Source organism: Neobacillus massiliamazoniensis, assembly GCF_001048695.1.
GTDB classification, from domain to species: domain Bacteria; phylum Bacillota; class Bacilli; order Bacillales; family Cytobacillaceae; genus Neobacillus; species Neobacillus massiliamazoniensis.
The window spans coordinates 157,182-177,245 of the sequence record NZ_CVRB01000005.1 but is presented as its reverse complement, the minus strand read 5'-3'; the positions used below and the strand labels follow the sequence as shown (position 1 = coordinate 177,245).

The 20,064-nt window shown below is 35.6% G+C and carries 16 protein-coding genes, 3 pseudogenes and 1 riboswitch; of the genes and pseudogenes, 9 read left to right on the top strand and 10 right to left on the bottom strand.

Translation table 11 applies throughout. The features are described 5' to 3' along the window. Positions 1–165: 165 nt before the first annotated feature. The 3 genes from BN1082_RS23090 to BN1082_RS23080 all read left to right on the top strand — a co-directional run bounded on the left by BN1082_RS23090 (position 166) and on the right by BN1082_RS23080 (position 1,690). Positions 166–963 (top strand): cyclase family protein, encoded by a 798-nt coding sequence (locus tag BN1082_RS23090; protein WP_090638889.1) that lies wholly within the window; start codon positions 166–168, stop codon positions 961–963. A 45-nt stretch (positions 964–1,008) separates the two neighbouring features. Then, complete coding sequence (locus tag BN1082_RS23085; protein ID WP_090638887.1) at positions 1,009–1,245, top strand: DUF3977 family protein; 237 nt, start codon at positions 1,009–1,011, stop codon at positions 1,243–1,245. A gap of 238 nt (positions 1,246–1,483) precedes the next feature. Then, on the top strand, positions 1,484–1,690 hold the full coding sequence (locus tag BN1082_RS23080; protein ID WP_090638885.1) for a DUF5808 domain-containing protein: 207 nt from the start codon (positions 1,484–1,486) through the stop codon (positions 1,688–1,690). A 230-nt stretch (positions 1,691–1,920) separates the two neighbouring features. Here the strand turns inward: BN1082_RS23080 and BN1082_RS23075 are convergent, their stop codons facing one another. The 5 genes and pseudogenes from BN1082_RS23075 to BN1082_RS23040 all read right to left on the bottom strand — a co-directional run bounded on the left by BN1082_RS23075 (position 1,921) and on the right by BN1082_RS23040 (position 7,861). After that, entirely contained in the window at positions 1,921–2,370 is a 450-nt protein-coding gene (locus tag BN1082_RS23075) for a universal stress protein (protein ID WP_090638883.1), read from the bottom strand. A gap of 1,409 nt (positions 2,371–3,779) precedes the next feature. After that, on the bottom strand, positions 3,780–4,976 hold the full coding sequence (locus BN1082_RS23060) for a YbfB/YjiJ family MFS transporter (protein WP_090638876.1): 1,197 nt from the start codon (positions 4,974–4,976) through the stop codon (positions 3,780–3,782). 36 nt (positions 4,977–5,012) lie between these two features. Beyond that, positions 5,013–5,246, bottom strand: a pseudogene (locus BN1082_RS23055) (tautomerase family protein); the annotation flags it as partial. Positions 5,247–6,740: 1,494 nt separating this feature from the next. Further along, positions 6,741–7,562 (bottom strand): ATP-dependent DNA ligase, encoded by an 822-nt coding sequence (locus BN1082_RS23045; RefSeq protein WP_090638870.1) that lies wholly within the window; start codon positions 7,560–7,562, stop codon positions 6,741–6,743. Positions 7,563–7,684: 122 nt separating this feature from the next. Further along, a complete protein-coding gene (locus BN1082_RS23040; RefSeq protein WP_090638867.1) occupies positions 7,685–7,861 on the bottom strand; it encodes an aspartyl-phosphate phosphatase Spo0E family protein in 177 nt (58 codons plus the stop codon). Between the two features lie 481 nt (positions 7,862–8,342). Here BN1082_RS23040 and BN1082_RS23035 point away from each other — a divergent pair, with 481 nt between their 5' ends. Both BN1082_RS23035 and BN1082_RS28380 read left to right on the top strand, forming a co-directional pair. Further along, entirely contained in the window at positions 8,343–9,365 is a 1,023-nt protein-coding gene (locus BN1082_RS23035) for a glycoside hydrolase family 113 protein (RefSeq protein ID WP_090638865.1), read from the top strand. Between the two features lie 32 nt (positions 9,366–9,397). Then, positions 9,398–9,487 (top strand): annotated as a pseudogene (locus tag BN1082_RS28380) (GNAT family N-acetyltransferase); the annotation flags it as partial. A gap of 39 nt (positions 9,488–9,526) precedes the next feature. On the opposite strand, the gene BN1082_RS23030 reads toward BN1082_RS28380, so the two are convergent. Then, on the bottom strand, positions 9,527–10,387 hold the full coding sequence (locus BN1082_RS23030) for a sulfurtransferase (RefSeq protein WP_176699908.1): 861 nt from the start codon (positions 10,385–10,387) through the stop codon (positions 9,527–9,529). 402 nt (positions 10,388–10,789) lie between these two features. Between BN1082_RS23030 and BN1082_RS23025 the strand changes: the two genes are divergently transcribed. Continuing rightward, the gene (locus tag BN1082_RS23025; RefSeq protein WP_090638860.1) at positions 10,790–11,665 is read left to right on the top strand and encodes an alpha/beta fold hydrolase; all 876 of its coding nucleotides are present in this window, start codon (positions 10,790–10,792) and stop codon (positions 11,663–11,665) included. 64 nt (positions 11,666–11,729) lie between these two features. On the opposite strand, the gene BN1082_RS23020 is transcribed toward BN1082_RS23025, so the two are convergent. Further along, positions 11,730–12,053 (bottom strand): alpha/beta fold hydrolase, encoded by a 324-nt coding sequence (locus tag BN1082_RS23020; RefSeq protein WP_090638858.1) that lies wholly within the window; start codon positions 12,051–12,053, stop codon positions 11,730–11,732. A gap of 388 nt (positions 12,054–12,441) precedes the next feature. Here BN1082_RS23020 and BN1082_RS23015 point away from each other — a divergent pair, with 388 nt between their 5' ends. Beyond that, positions 12,442–13,908: a S8 family serine peptidase gene (locus BN1082_RS23015; protein WP_090638855.1), complete on the top strand. Its 1,467-nt coding sequence runs from the start codon at positions 12,442–12,444 to the stop codon at positions 13,906–13,908. Between the two features lie 110 nt (positions 13,909–14,018). Here the strand turns inward: BN1082_RS23015 and BN1082_RS28965 are convergent. The 3 genes and pseudogenes from BN1082_RS28965 to BN1082_RS22995 all read right to left on the bottom strand — a co-directional run. Then, positions 14,019–14,102, bottom strand: a pseudogene (locus BN1082_RS28965) (IS3 family transposase); the annotation flags it as partial. A gap of 553 nt (positions 14,103–14,655) precedes the next feature. After that, positions 14,656–15,492, bottom strand: coding sequence for a methyltransferase domain-containing protein (locus tag BN1082_RS23000; protein WP_090638852.1), 837 nt, complete (start codon positions 15,490–15,492; stop codon positions 14,656–14,658). A 289-nt stretch (positions 15,493–15,781) separates the two neighbouring features. Beyond that, positions 15,782–16,573 carry a HoxN/HupN/NixA family nickel/cobalt transporter gene (locus BN1082_RS22995; RefSeq protein WP_090638850.1) on the bottom strand — a complete coding sequence of 264 codons (792 nt, stop codon included), beginning with the start codon at positions 16,571–16,573 and terminating at the stop codon, positions 15,782–15,784. Positions 16,574–16,730: 157 nt separating this feature from the next. Further along, a riboswitch (cobalamin riboswitch) is annotated at positions 16,731–16,922 on the bottom strand. Positions 16,923–17,438: 516 nt separating this feature from the next. On the opposite strand from BN1082_RS22995, the gene BN1082_RS22990 reads away from it, so the two are divergent. Further along, entirely contained in the window at positions 17,439–17,840 is a 402-nt protein-coding gene (locus tag BN1082_RS22990; RefSeq protein WP_090638848.1) for a BlaI/MecI/CopY family transcriptional regulator, read from the top strand. A gap of 2 nt (positions 17,841–17,842) precedes the next feature. After that, positions 17,843–20,062: a M56 family metallopeptidase gene (locus BN1082_RS22985; protein ID WP_090638845.1), complete on the top strand. Its 2,220-nt coding sequence runs from the start codon at positions 17,843–17,845 to the stop codon at positions 20,060–20,062. Positions 20,063–20,064: the final 2 nt, after the last annotated feature.

Genomic DNA, 20,064 nt, shown 5'->3' with positions numbered 1-20,064 from the left:
TCCTGATATATCCAATTATAATAAAGATACTAAATAGTTTCTTTTGTGAAACTTCTATTTGGGATTAGCTCGCAAAACACGGATTTAAAATGCCTATATTCATTCATATTGAAGTGAAGCTAGGTTTAAGTATTTAAAAACAAATAGGGGAGGAAGTCAGAAGTCATGATTGAAAGCTTTGAAAGGAATGGAAAAAGAACAGTAATTATTGATTTAAGTGATCGATTATCAAACGATACTCGAAGCTTTGAGCCGAACGCTCATAAAATTATATATAAAAATCATAAAGATTCAATTGCAGTAACAGAAAAGTTTTTGGGACTTGATGAGTCTTATTGGCCCAATGAGGAAGGATGGGCGGTAGAGGAAGTAACTTTATCTACTCATTCCGGTACACATATTGATGCGCCATATCATTATGGGTCTACATCTAATAGAGAACGAGCAAAAACCATTGATCAAATTCCTTTAAATTGGTGTTATGGAGATGGAGTTCTCATTAATATGACTCACAAACAGGCTGGTGAAGGGATTAGTATTGAAGATATACAGCAAGAGCTAAAAAATATTAATTATTCTATCAAACCTTATGACATCATACTTATATACACCGGGGTTTCCAAGCAATTTCATCAACCAGGTTACGATTATCTGCATGCCGGGTTGACTGCTTCAGCAACGGAATGGCTTATCGACCAAGGGGTAAAACTGATTGGGATAGATGCCTGGGGTCTAGATCGTCCGTTTGATGTAACAGCCAAAGAAGCAAAAGAAGGGAAATCGCAGTTTTGGGAGGCCCACCTGGTAGGTAGACGAAAAGAATATTGCCAAATAGAAAAGCTTTGTAACCTTGATCAGATTCCAAAACCTTATGGTTTTACAGTGTGTGCGTTTCCTATTAATATCGCTAACGCAAGTGCTGGATGGAGTCGTGTAGTAGCTATTTTCAATGAAATTAATTAACTCTTACTTGGGATCTTTTAGTATTGAGCAACTTTTTAGATAATCTTGAAATTTGTTGAGTTTGGAATAGGCAATACGTGGTTAATAAGAACCAAAACAGAGTTAGAAGATGGGACTGAATATGAGGAGAAAGGAATAAAAGGACCATTAAAATTCCACTCTCTGTATTTAAGATTTTGGATTGGAAAAACCGTTTTAATACTTGATTTAAAAGAAGGACTTAAGCGAGTAAAGAAAGGCCGTAAGCAATTTAAAATAATTTTTGGTATCGTCTGTAGTTGATATCTTTTTCAACAAAAGGGTGCTTTCCTGAAACGAGGGACAGCGCTAATTTCTATTTTAGGGTGCTTTTCTACAATAGTGGAGACGCATTTTTCTTATTGAAGTAACGAATCAGGTTTGCATAATAAGAATGATGTATATTTATTTAATACTTAATCGATATATTTGAATTTAAAAAGTTGAAAGTACTGAAATAACTTAAAAAAAAACAGAAACAAAAATAGAAAGGTAAAAAAGTATGTCAAAAAGAAAATGGAAAAAAGACGAAATTGATGAATATAGAAAACTGAAAGGTGCTTTCTTCTACTATAATAAAGAGGATTCTAATTTTTTAGTTCAAAAAGCATTTGGAATTGGATGGACAGTCAACTGGGCAAATCCAATTTCGTGGGTTTTTGTAATCATAATTGTTGGGGTAGTTCTTTTGCGTAAATATTTTATGTGATTTGCGGGAATCAAAATTGTAAAGGATTGTACTTAAAGTAACAGGGCTTTAGTTAAATAAACTCCAAAATAAATACAGGGAATAGCTTAGTTTCAAGCGGAGCTAGGCTATTTTATTTTTTCAAAAACAAAAAGCACCACAAATACGGTGCAAATTGTTTTGCATATTACTTTCCATTTTTAGCTGTAAATTCACGTTTAGTGATAGGAAACGGAATCTCTTTTGGTTTCTTAATTATTTTCTTGATTACGTACAATTAAAACATCACATGGAGCGTACCTAGCGATATTTTCTGATACGCTGCCGATAAAAAACCTTTCAACGGCGTTTACACCGGTTGCTCCGCAAATAACTAAATCACAGTTGTTTTGTTTAGCAATACCCATTGGGATAATGTTTTTAGGAGAACCATATTCAATTAGATACTCAACTTCTGAAACACCAGCATTAACGGCATTTGTTCTATAGCTTTCAAGCATCTCAAATATAGAACTTTCAACTCTTTTTGTAATTATTAATTCATAACTTTCAAAAGAGCCTAATCCTATTTCTTCAATGATATGGACTAGTAAAAGCTTCGCATTATTGTCTTTTGCAATTTTGACAGCTTCTTCAAAAGCCCACTTTGCTTCATGAGAACCATCTATAGCCACTAAAATATTTTTATATTCAAGCTCCATGTTTATCTCCTCCTTACCTTAATTATACATATTTTCGGAACTTTTTATCAAAAATATTATCGGTGTATGGCAAGTTTTTGAACGAACAAAAAAGGTAAAGCCACTTATTAAGTAAGTATTTTTTGTTTTTATTGATTTACTATGTTAAAGGAGTAAAAAACATCGATTCTGTTCAGTACAAATAGTCGTACAACAGAATTCTAAAAAATCCCTTTATAAAGGTATTTCTTAAGTGTGAATCGCACGGAGCAACACACAATGTATTTTGAAAAAATCTCTTATACAAGTGGTTTCAGTATTTATTTGGTTAATATTGTAATACTCTAATTTTTGTTTGGTTTAGGGACAGATACAACTTCTAAGTCTGTAATTGGATTATCAGATACAATAATTGAACTTTTGTAGTCAGGATATTTGTTAACTATCTCTTCATAAGTTCCTCTATCTTTAATAAATTGAGGTTTATAAATAAAACATTTAGCATGAAGTATTTGTGTAAACATAGTATCTGTGTAAACTAAAGGGGGCTTTACTTTAATAACGATATTCAGCAAACGGGCGCATATCTTAAAGAAGGGCAATGTATTTTTTGTTCAACTAGAGGTCAGTTCAAATGCACAATTTGTTCATTCTGCGTCTATTGACTTATAAAAGTTCCATGTATCCCATAGGTTTGATATTATCGATAAAAATGGGGAAAGTTGAAAACAAATATTTATAAATTAAGATATGTTTTAATACAATGTTGAAATATTATTTAAAATTAAATGGTGAGTTATTTGCTCACCATTTAATACACTTTAAAAGAAAAATGCGTTTATATAATTCCGTTTCGATAAAGACAATACCAAATATTAATTACTAATGCGATACATGTGATTACTATAATCCCAATTGCTAAAGGCAATGTTATTTTCCGAGAATGTTTACTAATCCAGTAAAATATAATGGCATCATTTATTGCAACAACTAATACACCTCTGATAATAAGATCTTTTAAAATAGTCATAATATCATACCACCTTTTTTAAAATATGATAAATGAACTTTTACCCGTATTAAGGGTATATGCTTATTTATTTCCATCTATCCCATGTATCGGCCCCACCTACGCCAAATACAATGACGACCACACTTGCCATCCTTCCCATAATCATCATAAAGAAAAACTCTTAACAATATCTTAATTTGCAGTAAAGTTATAAAGAAAAGGTTTATTCCAATATACGAAAGGGCAGGTTAGTTTAACAAAGTAAAAACAAAAATTGGAAGAAAGTGTCTTTTCCTAGACCCCAAGAATTTGAAACCTCCGCCACTAATTTCGAAGTGGTTACTTCGCCAGCCATTGGAGCTTGTATTATCGGATACTCAACTTTCAAAATTCTGTTATTTTATTATTTAACATAATTTCACAAATCGTAATTATTTTCACTTAATATTCCTTTAGATTTCCTTTCAAATTGAATTCCATTTAAAAGCATTCCCGCCCCAATTAAAACGACACAAGATGCTCCAATCAAAGCAGTATTAAAATTATGAGTGAATGTTGATAAGAACCCAGCAAGGATTGGTCCTATCAACTGTCCAATTGCATAAATAGCGGTCAGAATGCCAATCGTTCTACTGCTATTAGATGGATTCATTTGTCGTCCAAATGTTGTAGCAAGCGTTGTGATACCCATAAACGTGGCTCCAAATAATAAAGCGCTTATGATAAAACTAGTTTTAGAAATCCAAAAGGCTGGCATCGCCATACCTAAGGATTGCAATGCCATTGCAAGAACTAAAGATTTAACGTATCCCCATTTTTTAGCTAGTATAGACCAGATGAGACAAGATGGAATCGCAGCCAATCCAACCATCATCCAAACTATGGTGGCATTTTTATGAAAGAATGGGGTCTTTTCAGCGATAGATACGATAAACGTACCTGTAACAATGTAACCCAATCCTTCTAAACCATATGCAATAATCAACCATAGGAGCCATTTAGTGGGAGGGACTTCTGCAAAAATTTCTTGTTTAGCTTTCATCTCAACAGCGTTTGAATTATCATCTAGCCAGATCCATACGAAGAAAGCAAGGATTCCACTAACAATACCTAGTCCTGTCCAAGTTCCTTCCCATTGATATAATTGGTTTAAACTCGGAATACATAGACTGGATAAACAGATTCCCAAACCTACCCCTCCATAAAATAAACCAGACCAACTCGTTTTGTTTATAGCAGCAAGTTTATCTAACACGATACCAGAGGCTAGAACCAACACATAAGCACTGGAAACCCCCGATAAAAATCGAAGTACATACCAAAGGAAATGCGAGTATGTTAGTCCCATTAGGGCAGTGGTTAAGATACTGATGATTAGACTTATTCTTAAGGAAATCACTCGATACTTCTTCAAAGGTATGGCTCCTGCTATAATTGCTCCAAGCAAATATCCTGCGTAATTACTTGAGGCAATATAACCAGCAACTGTATTTGAAAAAGAAAGATCCTTTTGCATAAGTGGTAGAATGGGAGTATAGGCAAATCTTCCAATCCCCATGGCAATGATTAAAGAAAATATTCCTCCTATTAAAAAAAGATAAGTTTGCTTCTTCAATTTAAAACCTCCAAATATAAAGCATATCTTTATAAGCTATAATGAACCTGTTAGAAATTGTGCTTCTCCTAGTCCGAAACTCCAGTCGGCATCGCTGTTTTCTGTTATAGAAACGATCAAATCTTGTGGTGAAATCCCACAATCAGATTCAAGATTATGGGCATGAAGTGAGTATAAGGTTTCTTTCTGTTTGACCGTTCTTTTTTTACTAACAATACTAATAATTACAAGGTCTTTGCTTCTCTTAAACCCCAGTCCTGTATCCTCGAGAAATGTGAGGGGAATTTATAATGGATAATAGATACACAATTGGACAATTCGATTGTCCTAATGAAGTCCAAAAATAAGGATATTCAAATGTGGATTAAAGAAATGACTACACTACCTAGTCGTTAAAATATAAATATTTTACGATTTAGGATGAAAGTAAAACAGTAATTTTCATTAAAAGGGGACAGAGGATATTGAAATTTATCTTACTAATAATTATTTATCTTGTATTCTTTATAATTATGCGAATTATTTCAGGTGACAGTGGAGGATTGATAAAAAGAGCTGAACGTCAAAAATTCATATTTAAGGAATCCGCAATTGTAAGTTGGCAGATGATCCTTTTTTATGTTTTGTTACATCTTTTGTCAACAACACCTTTTTTTAACTCATTTTTTCAAAATAATAGTATAAGATCGATCTTTTTATCAAATCCCTTTATGAAAAATGGCGGTGATATCTTAGTTATTGGTTTAATAGGCTATATTATTGGATTAGTCTTCAATTACATAGATCGGTCAAAAATTAGATAACAAGATATAAAAGATGTGCTTGTCCAACTAAAGGACTCAATTCTGCAGCAAGAATTGTGCTCTATCTTTATGTTTAGGACCATATTCTTAAATAACACTTGGTGGTTGAATTTGGACCTTTATGTAAAAAAACAGAGATTGTGAAGAGATGTACTTAACTATAGTGGCAGGTTAATGGAAGAAGGAATTCTTAATGTTCCAAAAGAATTAGTAAGTATATATAAATATATGAGGAATTGGTGGGAGTCAGGTGAAATATTTTATCTTATCTCTCTTTATCATTGGAATGGGTCTTAATACCTTATGCTTCTTTAATCATAACGAAGTTATCTTTCTGTTATCGCAATTTATAGTAGGCTTGGGAATCCTTTTTAATACAATTTTTATCCTTAAACAAAAATTGCCCAAGTCGTTTTTATATTTACTAATTATTTGTTTTTCTTTTTTACTATTGTTTGATGCTTATAGGCTTGGAAAGTTATTATTTTTATACTAATAAATTTCTTATTAAGCTAAAGGGTGCTATTGCATAATAAGGGCATTCACTTTTTATCAAAATATTAAATTGAAAAAGAACTGACTTTTAGATTGAATCTTCTTTCAGTAAAGAGGAAAAAGAGTAGTTGAAAGGCAGAAGATAGTTGTGATAGATAATGTTAAATTTAGAATTTTTAAGTTCATTTGTTGGGGAATTGCTTTTGTTGGATGGTTAATTCAAATGTTCATAGATAAGAATGGTTCTTGGATTATAGGATTACTTATTATTTTTGGGGTTATTTTGACAATTTCAAATGAATTTTCATCAAAAAAATAAGAATGTTGGCATTAATTACACATCAAATGGGATGTTTGGGCAGTCCTTTTTTATTTATTGTTATTTAACTATATGGCAGTTGAAGAAGAAGCTGTATATTAACTTCGCAATTGACTTATATTACGAAGCAATTAAAAAAAAGTGGAGTTATAACCACTCCACAAATGAGGGTATTCTAAGTTGACCGTTTTTTGTTAAGTTTCTATATTTTACCTTGATTTTCATTTTTGGATCTAGATAAATAAATTTTTCATCATCTTCAATAATAAATTCTTTGTATTGTTGGTAAAATTCTTTTCTAGCATGTGGGGTTACAAACTCCATTAAGCCAGCATATTTACCATCTTCAAAGGTTAGGAGTAGTCCAAATTCGTTTTTACGCAACCCAAATATATAAACATTATCATACTTGTAATTTATCACTTTTAACCAATCATGAGAGCGCTTGTTGATTTGGTATTTGGAGTTAGATTTTTTCTGCACAGTACCCTCAAGATCATGCTGCTTAATTAGTTCAAAATACTGAACTCCATTTCCCTCAATCCATTGGACTTTATTGAGTAATGGTGTGTCTTCAGTAATAACTTTTGCTAGAATCTCCTTTCTCTCAAGGAGAGGTAGATTAGTAATTTTATTACCATTGAAGTAAATTATATCAAATACACAAAATGAAATTCTGTGTTCAGATTTCTTAGACTTAAATCGTTCCATAACTGCTTCAAAGTCCGGTCTACCTTGAAGGTCAGCAACAATTATCTCACCATCAAGAACTGTGCCATTTGGAAAAGGAAACCTTGTTAATTCGGGGAACATAGATGTAATCTCGGTATTATGACGAGTGTAAATTTTAACTTTATTATCAAACTTCGTCCAAATTGTACGAAAGCCATCAAGTTTTAATTCTGTAATATATGAGTCATCATCAAAAGAATGATCGGATTTGTGTAATAGCATAGGAGATACAAACATATGAGAACACCTCTAATGCTAATTGTAGCATTTTAGGAAATGTATTCTTACTGGTAATAAAAGGATTGAATTGACTTAATGAACATTTCGAACATAAAACGACTTAGAACCATATTGCGATATTAAATATTAGATTGAATGGATTGGTACCTAGAGATATATTTATCAAGTTTTTGACTAATAGCTAATGTCTTTTCACTTGTTAGTCCTTCTTTCATTCCTGTAAGTATCATTTCATTTCTCAATGCTTTAATAACTATTAACAAGTTATTTTTTGTGTCGGTAATTTGCTTGAACAATATAATAATTCCCCCTTTTTACAATATTGACATTAATTTAACAAAAGGTGGGAATGTTGTTCAGCGATTTATTCCACATTTAGAAGGTTTTGTGTGTATATTTTGTGACAGTGTTTTTAAAATTCACAATACGAATGAAATGTGAACTAAATTTACTTAAGATGGGATTAATGCCAGATTCCATCTTTTTTCTTTTTCAACTAACTGGCGGTTTAGTTAAACAATCGTCATTAGCTTTTATTCAACAATCGGGCCATTAAATGGAATAAAACTTCAAAACTAAATCGGATATTTATATTAATATTGGTGAGAGATTGTGAAGACATGTACTTAAACTAACTGTCAGTTTAAGGCTGTGTATCAAGTAACAATTTAGTTAACTATCTACTTTTATTTGCATATACTTTTGGATACCTATTTTGTTAGTAACAAAACTTTGAGGCATTCCATGTATTTTGAAAACGAAAGGAGTTAGTCCATTATGCGCATGCGTGGAGTGACGTATGACACGGGATTCCTAAGTGAAGGAACCAGCACACACCCCAATTTCGATGCGGCGAGAGTGTACAGGGAGATGGAAATTATATGTCGCGACCTGCATTGCACTGCCGTACGAGTGACAGGTGGAGAGCCCGTTCGCCTGGAGATCGCTGCACAAGCAGCAGCAGCAGTAGGCCTCGAGGTATGGTTCTCACCGTTCACAAACGATCTTGACAAAGAAGAGTTGCTTGATTTGATCGCGGACTGTGCAGAACGCGCCGAACGCCTCCGGGTTACGGGGGCGGAGGTGGTCATGGTAACGGGTGCCGAACTCATGCTCTTTACCCGCGGCTTCTTTCCCGGCGAGACTCTGCCGGATCGCCTCGCGGCTTTGTCCGACCCGACGGTTAGCCGTGCTGCGTTCGCGAAACTACCGACTCTGCTCAACGGCTTCCTAGCACGTGCTATAGACGTCGTGCGAGCCCGATTCAGGGGTCGTGTTACGTACGCGGCCCTGCCTACCGAACCTGTGAACTGGGAACCTTTCGACTTCATCGCCGTCGACGCCTACAACTCTGCTGAGGTTGCTGATCTCTATGCTGATTCAATCAAGAAGCTGGCCAGCTCTAATAAGCCTCTGGTGATCTCCGAGTTCGGATGCACGACCTTCAAGGGTGCATTCGATCTGGGCGCACGCGGAATGTTCATCGTCGAGTGGGACGGTTCGCGTGCAGTTCGGCTGACAGGCAGCTACGAGCGTGATGAGTCCGAACAGAGTCAATACTTTAACGATAGCGTTAACGTTTTCGAAGAAGCTGGAGTCGACACAGCATTCTGGTGTACCTTTGCTTCCCACAACCTGCCGTACGACGAAGACCCCAATCAAGATTTTGATCAGGCGTCTTACGGGATCGTGCGAGTGCTGCAAGAAGGCCATGGCACGACTTACCCAGACCTACCTTGGGAGCCCAAGGAAGTATTTTACACCATCGCAGCGCGATATGCAGTTAATATGAAGGATTAAGGTAATAAGGAGTTCTAAGATAAACTTTAGATATTGGTAAAAATCTTTTAAAAGAGTCCGTTGCTTGGGCTGACTCGAACGGAATAAAAAAAATAACCTTAAATGTTCTTGAAACAAATGAAAACAACCAAAAAACAAGTAGAGTTGACGTTTGGCCAACTCTACTTTTCTCGAGGACTTCCGATTTGTACCGGCAACTCAGGATCTTTCTGCCAGACGAACCATCCGCCGTCGTATACTTTGATATTGTCCCAGCCGTTTTCATAAAGGATCAAGAATGGGAGGGAGGCCCTCCAACCGGTGCCGCAATAGAAAGCGATTTCGTTCCCCTTTCTAATATCCCGTTCTGATAACATTGCTTCGACTTCGGTCAATGATTTTACAGTTCGATCATCATTGTAATAATCAGCTTCATCATGACCCCATATAGCACCTTTTGGTTCTCCTGAGCGATTGATGTATGAATACCCACTTACTTCTCCAATGAACTCACGCCAACTTCTTACACTGACAAGTCTAAAATTCGGATTCTTCTGTGCTTTCAAGATTTCCGTAGGCCATGATATGAGATACTCTGGATGGACTGGAATTTTAGTGCCAAATTCTGAAATCGGTTTTGGTTCCACGATCCCTTGTTCCGTTCGATATCCAGCGCTTATCCATGCATTCAATCCTCCATCGATTACATGAACGTTTTGTACACCTGCCCAAATACAAACAAATGCAAAACGAGCAAATGATTCTCCCTTTCCGTAAATAACCACGCGTGTACTCTTGGAAATCCCGAGGCTAATTAGCGTGTCGTTAATTTCCTCTGGTGTTCGGATATTCCAGTTAATGTCTTCTTCGATTAAATCTGTATCAAGATGAATTGCCCCAGGAATATGTTTCTCTAAATACTCCTCGCTTGGTTTCCCCCATGAACATTCAACAACCACATAATTGTGTGAAATAGGGTCTGTTTCAATGATTTCTTTTACCCATTGCACGGGAACAAAGACCCTTTGAAGTGTTTCAATCATTCTAATTTTCTCCAATGCTTTAACAGTGTTGTTCAATTTATTAATCATCTTTTGAAGTATCAATACGAATTGAGCTCCAAAAATCGCTAGTCCAATACAAATCCAGAAAATATTTCGGTATCTAGATACACCAGAGTGATCCTGTTTGGAAGGATGATTATAAGATATTTTTGGTCAAGCTTTATTTTAAACTAAAATCAAGAGGAGTAGTACTACTCCTCTTGATTTTAGTTTCTCATTTCATATAAGACGTCCACCACATTGAACACAAAATTCCCCAACAGGATTAGGATGCTGGCATAGAGGAACTCAAAACGTTAAATAACCAAAAAAATGCTAAACACCTCCCTATCTGCATATAAAAAAATAGAAGGTTACTAAAAGCTGAGAGGGGATGGATAGATGGTAAGCTACCAAATTGCCACAATTGATGGCCTGCGTATTTTTTACCGGAAAGCAGGAAGCCGCAGAAATCCAGCGATTGTGTTGCTCCATGGTTTCCCCAGTTCTTCCCATATGTTCCGAAATCTAATTCCTTTTTTGTCTGACCAGTTTTATGTCATTGCACCGGATTATCCGGGCTTTGGAAACAGCAGCATGCCTGGTCCCGATGAATTTACATACACGTTCCATAACATCTCGCTTGTTATGGAAAAGCTGCTGGATCTGCTTGGTATCAGGCAGTCAGTCTTCTATGTTCAGGATTATGGCGGTCCAGTTGGCTTCCGCATTGCTGTTCGCCAGCCGTTAAGGGTGCTTGGATTTGTTATTCAAAATTCCGTTGCTCATGAAGAGGGACTTGGTAAGCCGTTCGATCTTTTTAAAGCTTTGTGGAAAGACAGAAACCCAAACACTGAAGCAGCATTGGGAGACTTGCTCACCATTGATTTCACAAAGAAGCAGTATCTTACCGGTGCTTGCTCCCCGAATATGATTAGCCCGGACAGCTATTTGATGGATCAGCTCTTCCTGGACCGACCAGGAAATGCTCAAATTCAATTGGAACTTGCCTACGATTATCGAAAAAATGTAGAACAATACCCCGTTTGGCAGCAGTATCTGCGCATGAAGCAGCCTCCAGCAACAGTTATTTGGGGGAAAAATGATTTTATTTTCACATTGAATGGCGCTGTTGCCTTTAGCAAGGAACTATACAATGCGGAAACCCACCTTCTTTGCGGCGGGCACTTCCTTCTCGAGGAGCAGGCTTGGCAGGTATCACGGCTAATTAAAAGCTTTTTTTATTCAAGGCTAGGCAATATAGCCCTTCAACCATAGGTTGAAGGGCTATTGAATCGGGATATGTCGGCCAAACTCCTGCATAAGTTTGTATTAAGCTATTTTAATATGGAAAAGGGGAGAACCCATAAATTTGATTGAAGAATCTCTTTATTAATCTGGAAATTTTTCTATATTGCTCTTCTAAAACAAAATGCCCTCCGCTTAAAAAATGTAATTCCACTGTATTTAGGTCCCTTTCGAATTCATATGCACCATCCAAAGTGAAGAAAGGATCATATTTCGCCCATGTAACTAATGTAGGCGGCTGATATGTTTTTAAGTAGTTCTGCCAAGATGGATATATCTCGACATTTGTCCGATAGTCATATGCTAATGCTAACTGAACTTCTTTGTTTCCAGGTCGATTTAAGAAATATTGGTCCATATAATAGCCATCTGGACTAATTCTTTTTATCTTACAAGCCCCTGTTAGGTATAGATTTTTTGTAGAGTCAAAGGTAAGTAGCTTTTGAAAATTTTCTATGTTTTGAGGGCTAGGATCTGCCCAAAGAGCCTTAAGTACATCAAAACCAGTTCCAAGGCCTTCAATATACTTATTGGTGTAGCATCAGGAAAATGCGGATAAAATCAAGATGTTTTTATATTTTCAAATTTTTATAAATGAAGTGAAGAAACTTATCAAAATAGTAGATTTTGCTAATAAACTATTAGTTGCATTAGAACTGTATGGAAAATAGTTGGACTTTTTCCAATTTTTATATTAGTGTAGTAAATGGTAGGGAATTCCATTCGAAAGGAGAAGGAAAAGGAAAATGAAAAAAATTATTCTAAGTGCATTGCTTTCAGTTACCTTAGTCATCGGGACTTTGGTATTTGGTGATATGCCTATCCAGGCAGTGGAAAAGCAAAACCCATTTCCAGAGGTAAATAATCTGTATATGATTGCCTTTAAAAATGAATTGCCAAAAGACTATGAAAAAATCATCCAAAACGCCGGTGGCGAGGTTGTTAAAGTTCTTTCAGAAGTCGGGGGAGTGGAGGTAAGGTCGGACAAGCCTGCTTTTCTTAAAAAACTCAAACAAGTTTCTTCCATTGAAGCTGCTAATAGGGAAGTTCCACTCGTATTAAAGGAACCCGAAATCATTCCTAACAAAACACTCAATTCCATAACCAATCAGCAAAATGGGGAAAGTTACTGGGCTTCCCAATGGGACATTCAAAGGGTGACGAATGATGGGAAATCCTATGATATTGAAACAGGCGGATATAAGGATAACGATGGAAATACTATACATAAAGCTGTGGTAGGGGTAATTGATACCGGAATCGACTTGTCACATCCAGATTTAAAGAATAATATCATTGGCGGACGAAATTTGGTTCCAGCAGGAATGGATAAATCAGAGACTGGAGATCCAAATGACATATTGGACCGCAATGGGCACGGTACACATGTTGCTGGTATCGTTGCGGCGAACGGCAAAGTAAAAGGTGTAGGACCAGACTTGGGAATTCGTGCATATCGTGTCTTATATTCAGAACAAGCTCTTGGGATGCCGGCTTGGATTATCGATGGGATTATAGCTGCAACGAATGATCATGTAGATGTAATCAATATGTCTCTTCGTTTCTATAATAATACGAAAATGATATTTGAAGGGGAAAGTTATAAGTCAGTGGCTGAGACTTTACTTTGGAAGCGAGCCATCCAATACGCTGTGAAAAATGATGTAACTGTTGTAGCAGGTAGTGGGAATGAAAGTTTAAACTTGGCTGACAAGAATGAAGTGAACAAATTTTTAAACGCGCTTTATGAACCATTTGGAATGAGAGTTAAGGGACCGGCTACTGTTGTACCAGCTCAAATCCCAGGAGTGATTAACGTGTCTGCATCGGTAAAATGGACGAATCAGCAGCTCGCTTTCTACTCCAACTATGGGAATGGTGCGATTGATGTGGCGGCACCTGGAGGAGACTATGGTGCTAAATTTGCAGAAACCTATGATCCAACTACTATCGACCCTAGCAATTTGATTCTTAGTACTTGGCCAACTTACTTAGGTTCTCCTTATAATTATAATGCAGGAACTTCGATGGCTACTCCTCAAGTAGCAGGTATTGCCGGTGTTTTAAAAGCGGCAAACCCTGACTTGAAGCCTTCACAAATCACTGCACGTATTTTCCAAACCGCTTTGGACTATGGAAAACCAGGACACGATGCATTATTTGGTGCAGGGGAAGCAAATGCCTATCAGGCATTAAAGAATATTAAAAAGTAAGAGTTCAAATGACCATAATTAAGTTAACGGGTACTATAGTGGAACAAAAGATAAAAACAAAAAGAGCAACCTTTGACTGAAGTGACCCCATAAAGTTAGACACGGTTATTTCATGAGGCAGCTTGGGCATGAGTACGGTATTGTACCGGACTCATGCCTTTTAATTTTGCCTTAATTCTTTTGTTATTGTAATAGATTGATAAAACAATTTATTAATATAGGGTTTTTCTATTGACCCTTAAACTCCAGCTGTATTGTTTAATTAAAGGGCTAGATTGTTGAATAAATATGTTAATGTTAAAATTATCAGTAATTAAAAAATAAGAAAGAATGTATTAAATATGTATTTGAGTATTATTACCTTAGCTTCCTTACTTATATGGGGAGCAGCAATCAATGAACTAAGTAAACCTTCAATAAAACAAAGTGTTCGAAAAATAATAGCTTTAACATCTTTAGGCTCTTTATCAACACTAGTTATAAAAATTTCACTTTTTCAAAACCTTCCGTTTTAAAAGGGAAAAGCTAATTTATTTGAACTCAACAATCGGACGTCTTAATTTAATAATACGAGAGCACATATTAAACATGACTAATATGTGCTCTTCTATAATTTTAAGGATTTTTATAATTTAGATCTTGATAACTTAAGGCAGATACTGTTAACAACGTATGTATACCTTTCTCCTTAAAATGGCAATTGGAATACACAGATATACCTGAATTTTGTTCTTTATATGTTAATTTTCATAATCCCGGATTCCAATATATTAAAGCAGCATTAAACGGATAAACATACTCATATGTACCGTCATGTTCTAACACATATTTATTAATAACGGTCTCCACTTCATAACCATTATAGTGCTCATCCAAAATCTTTGTGGTATTCTCGCGAATTAATTGCTCATAGGAAGTATAGCTTTTCCTGCTTTGCAATTTCACGATCTTACAGTTTGCCAGAATTCCAAGCTGGTATAATACGTTCAAGATATGAATATAATCCCTGCGTCTTAAATTAATTTTATATCCCATTTGGTGTAGTTCCATGTAATGAGGCTTTTCTGGACCTGTTGTCATTCCTGCAATAACTAGACGGTTTGCTGACTCATTCATTTTTAATAAAGCTTTCCCTATATCATACATACGGTAGTAACAATTAAATCCAAACACAACATCATATTTTTCTCTTTCTTTTTCACTTTCCCACTTGTCATAAATTAGCTCCATGTTACACAAACCTTTAACAATAGCCTGTGACTCCAAAAATTGGACAATACTCTTTGAACTGTCTATACATGTAAGCTTCTGAACCTTATTAGCGATTGCAAAGGTATAATTGCCCCACCCAGGGCCGATTTCCAATACATGATCATCACTATTTAAAAGAGGGAGGAGTTCCTGTTGCACAACTTGTGCATATGGATCTGGCTTATGCCATTTTTTTCTCTCCACCATAGAAGACCAAAAGGCTTCCTCTGTCTGATCATCTATTAACCGCTTCGGTATATTTCCATTATGATCGATCATGGTTTCTTTCCATAGTTCAATGTAATCATAACCTTTTTGTATTCCAGCCTTCATTCTACTCTCTCCCGAACTATGTAATGTTTTTTTTAACATAATAGTCATTATGCAAACTGCTTTAGTATAACTTCAAACACAGATAACAGATTGTCATTCCTTGTTTACGTAATCTGAGTTACCAGGAAAGTATATTTTTAATTAATTTGTAGTAATTCAACGGTTTGTCTCTTTTTATCGTACGAATAGTACTCTTTTTGAATCTAATGTTCTCTTAACGTACGTTTTTTGTAAAAATGCTGGCGGTACCCCTATGATGATTGATAGTAAGCTTTTTGGCGTGTATCTATCAGGATGTAACTGATTTCTGTTTTTTGGTAATAATGATCGCACTAAAGAATGAGAGGAGTACGAATGCGAAAATAACAACCCCAACAATTTCGAAGTCCACATTAATCTTTGGAAAGAAGTAGTCGATGGCTTCATAAATTGAAACACCATACGCTAAAACTACAATCACCCACCCCATGATTTTAGAAGCGGATTGTCCTAGTTTACTGGATTGGCTAATCATTCGATAGGTCACATAGCAATCAATCGTATCCGTCAGCACCATTCCTACCATAAAGGTCAATCCTAGAATTACCGGCAGATAGCCACTAGTGTGTCCAGCTGCTATTGCCCATACAGATGTCTGACTCACGGTGTCAGCTGCAAGTGCAAAAACAGCTCCAATCAAAACAATCATAAACGGATTTGTCGTCTCCCGTGCAATTTTTGGTATAAAACGCCCTTTTATCCCCTGGATCTCAAATTCTTTATCAGCCGAGTTTGTACGAAGTAAATTGTAGATATTTAGGGTTCCAATGATAAAAAGAGAAATGACTGATATCCATGTGGAAATCGTGTCAAAGTAGTCGGGAAACTTAAATTGCTTACTAACCATCGCAAGAATGACACCAACTGTAGCAACGACCGAACCATGCCCAAACGAGAACAGCGTTCCCACCCAACGTGCTGTTATTCTTCCTTGGCGCCAGTTATATCGAGTAAGACCATCGATACAGGCCAAGTGGTCAGCGTCTAATCCGTGACGAAGACCTAAAATGAAAACTAACATTATTAGCGAAATACTTCCCAAAATAATTTCCTCCTCTGTTTGTTTGTGTATCAAGATAAACACAATGAAAAACTCCACCCAATGTCGGATGGAGTTAAGAGTACATGAAAATAAAGGACACAAAGACAGAAATATCTTGTCATTTTGTATGTACACCTTTCCTTTCCGCGAAGGGCTAATGGGTGTGGCAATTTAGGTAGGTCTCCTGGCTTCCGGATCTTTGCGCTCTTTCGTCTTCCCCAACTCTAAAGCGAGTGACATTTTGAAAGAGAACTTCTCGGTTACAGTGGCGGGACCGCTCGGGAGTTGCACCCGATTCCCTGTTACCCTTTGTTATTGTTACAAAGGCACCTAACTGCCGAACTATTCAATTGTATGTTTTATTATACTTGGTAATTGACCTAGTATCTATATAAATATTTCAGAATTAAATCACTATTCAAACGGACACTGGATGAAGGCTTTAACAATAAAAACCCTGCTGCTAAATTAAAAGAGCCAAAATTAGGAAAAGAATCCCAAGATTTCTTTCAGAACTAGAAATTAAACATCTTAGGGAAGCTTGTCATTCTCCTATGGAGAATGGTTTTTGTAAAAGCGCTTTTACACTTTATATAACGAATCGAAACTGTGTTTTTCTCGCATTTCAAGAAAAAAATGTAATTTTAAATTAGTCTAACATATCGGCAATGAATCATGGATGCTGTTTGATAAGTAAAAGATGAGAAAGATAGGAATTGAATTTAAAGAACCTACGCTAAAAGGCTATCAGAGGCTACCAATTTTCAATATCTTCTAATCCAAAATATGGTTGACAAGTATTGATTACAAATGTAATATTTAGTTTAAGATTACATTTGTAATATAATAGAAGGAAGATGATATAGTGAAGGAACTACCTAGAATTTCTGAAGCTGAATTAGAAATCATGAAAGTTCTTTGGGGGAAAGCCCCTCAAACAGCAAATGAAATAATTGAAAGTTTGGATTTAAAAATGGATTGGAAGCCGAAAACGATTCGAACTCTTATTAACCGATTAGTCCAAAAAGAAGCAGTATCTTATCATCAAGGTAAAGGGAGAATGTATGAATATTATCCTTTGGTATCGCAAGATAGTTTTTTACAAGTTGAAACAAAATCCTTGCTTAAGCGATTCTATGGTGTCTCTTTTAAACCATTAATTGTAAACTTTTTAAAAGAAGAAAAGCTATCATCAGAAGACATAAACGAACTAAAACGAATTCTGGATGAAAAGAGTGAGGAGAATCAGAGGAAGGATAGTAAATAAAGATGGAACTATTTTTTATCTATCTACCTCGATTTTTTGATTGGGTTCTTAAAACGACTATTATGGCAAGCGTATTAGTAGGACTCATATTTTGTATCAAAACCCTTCTGAGAAACAAGCTAACCCCAAGATGGCACTACCTACTTTGGATGGTTTTGCTAATTAGACTACTACTTCCTTGGTCACCAGAAAGTTCCTATAGTATTTATTCAATTCTTTCAAATGGTTATAAAACTACCACTTCATTTCAAACATATTTTTATACTTCTTTGAAAAACGAACGAAATAATGAAACGAAGGTTAACCCAGATAAAACGGTAGTTATGAAAGAGGAAAACTTCGTTCCTAGGTCACAACAATCAACCATGGAAATTAATAAAGAAACAATAAGTAGGGAGAAGCAACAGGACAAATATATTTCCTTTTCTAAAATTGCTTTGTATATATGGTTAACAGGAGTTTTAGTATTAAGTCTTTTAACTTATCGGGTAAACCGTCGATTATGGAACTCCGTAAAAAAACAACCTGTAATTACAGATAAAAGAATTTTAGATATATTTAATACCTGTAAAAAATCTATGTCTGTGCAGAAAAATATTCCACTAATTCTATCTGGAGCAATATCGAGTCCAACCGTTATGGGATACTTCCGTCCAAAAATGTTACTCTCAATCGAGTTAATCAATCAGCTAAAAGAGCCGCAGCTACGACATATTTTTTACCATGAATTAGCTCACATCCAAAGAAGAGACGTTGGGTTTAATTGGCTAATGTATATTTTACTAATCATACATTGGTTTAACCCGATTCTTTGGTTTGCCTACGTTTGTATGAGGGAGGACCAGGAACTTGCATGTGATTCGTATGCTCTCACGTTTATGGAGGAAGAGGAAAAAATCCCATATGGGCATACCATTATCAATCTTTTAGAACACTACTCAAATTTTTATCAAGTACCCAGTATGGCAAATTTGAGTAGAAATAAAAGGACTTTAAAGAGGAGGATTTTTATGATTAAAAAATTCCAAAAGAAATCATATCGCTGGTCTGCACTCGGAGTCATTGCCGTGCTGGCTGTTTCATCAGTTTCCTTACTAAATGCACATGCAGATGGGTCTAATGGTAAATCAATAGAGCAAACGACAGAAAATGTTTCAAAGAAAGAAAACCAAAACGGGAGCACCGTATATATACCCCCGATACAAAAAGAAAATTATAAAGATGTGACAAAAGAAGAGATTCTCACGAAAATGATTAATACTATAGATTATTATGATACAGCTAAAGGTGAATTTAAAACACATACTGTTAATTATGATGGTACGCAAAATGATATGTTGGTTAATTATGAACTTAGTCTGAAAAATAACGCAGGCGGTTACTGCAAAACATCTTCCATTTTTAATGGAAAAGAAGAGACAGACTATAGTTACTATAAAGATGGCACTATGTGGAACTTAAATAACGGCACCTATATAGAATCAAAAAATCAGACACCACCCCGTCGAGGGACTTTAAACATTAAGGATGCGTTTAAAGTGACCGATAAAGGAGAAAATGAAACAGATTATAGAGAGAGACCTCCAATAGGTATAGCCAGCGAATCATTATTTCCTTATGAAATTGCTTCAAACTATACAAGAGATTTAAATGCATGGGAAATTGAAAAACAAAACGAACAACTGTTAGGGCATAATACAGTAGTTATTAAAGGAAAATTAAATGATTATGCAAGAAAAAAACACAGCTCTAACACTTTTCGTTTTTGGGTAGATAAGAATACAGGAATATTGGTGAAGTATGAAACTTATAATTCCGCTGGCAATGTTGTCAATTATTTATATCCAATCTCGCTTGAGATAAATGTTCCTATAGATAGTAAAAATTTTAATCCAAAATTAGATGGTTATAAGAAATTTGACAGATCATCAATCAATAATGAACCAAATATCTTGACTGGAAATATTGATAATGAAATTCCAGAGGAATTAAAAACTCAATGGGATGAAGCTAAGAAAAATACAAATGAAACAAGCATCTTTCATAAAGATGGCAAATGGTACATCTTAGCCAAAAAAGGGTACCTTGTAGATAGAATTGAGGTAAATGGTAAAGAGGGTACATTATTTTTGGCAAAGGCTTCTGACCAAAAATCACAATTTACTTTCCAAGCCTTAGCTGATGGATATAAAGTAGACACCCTCAAAATTGTTTATGAATAAAG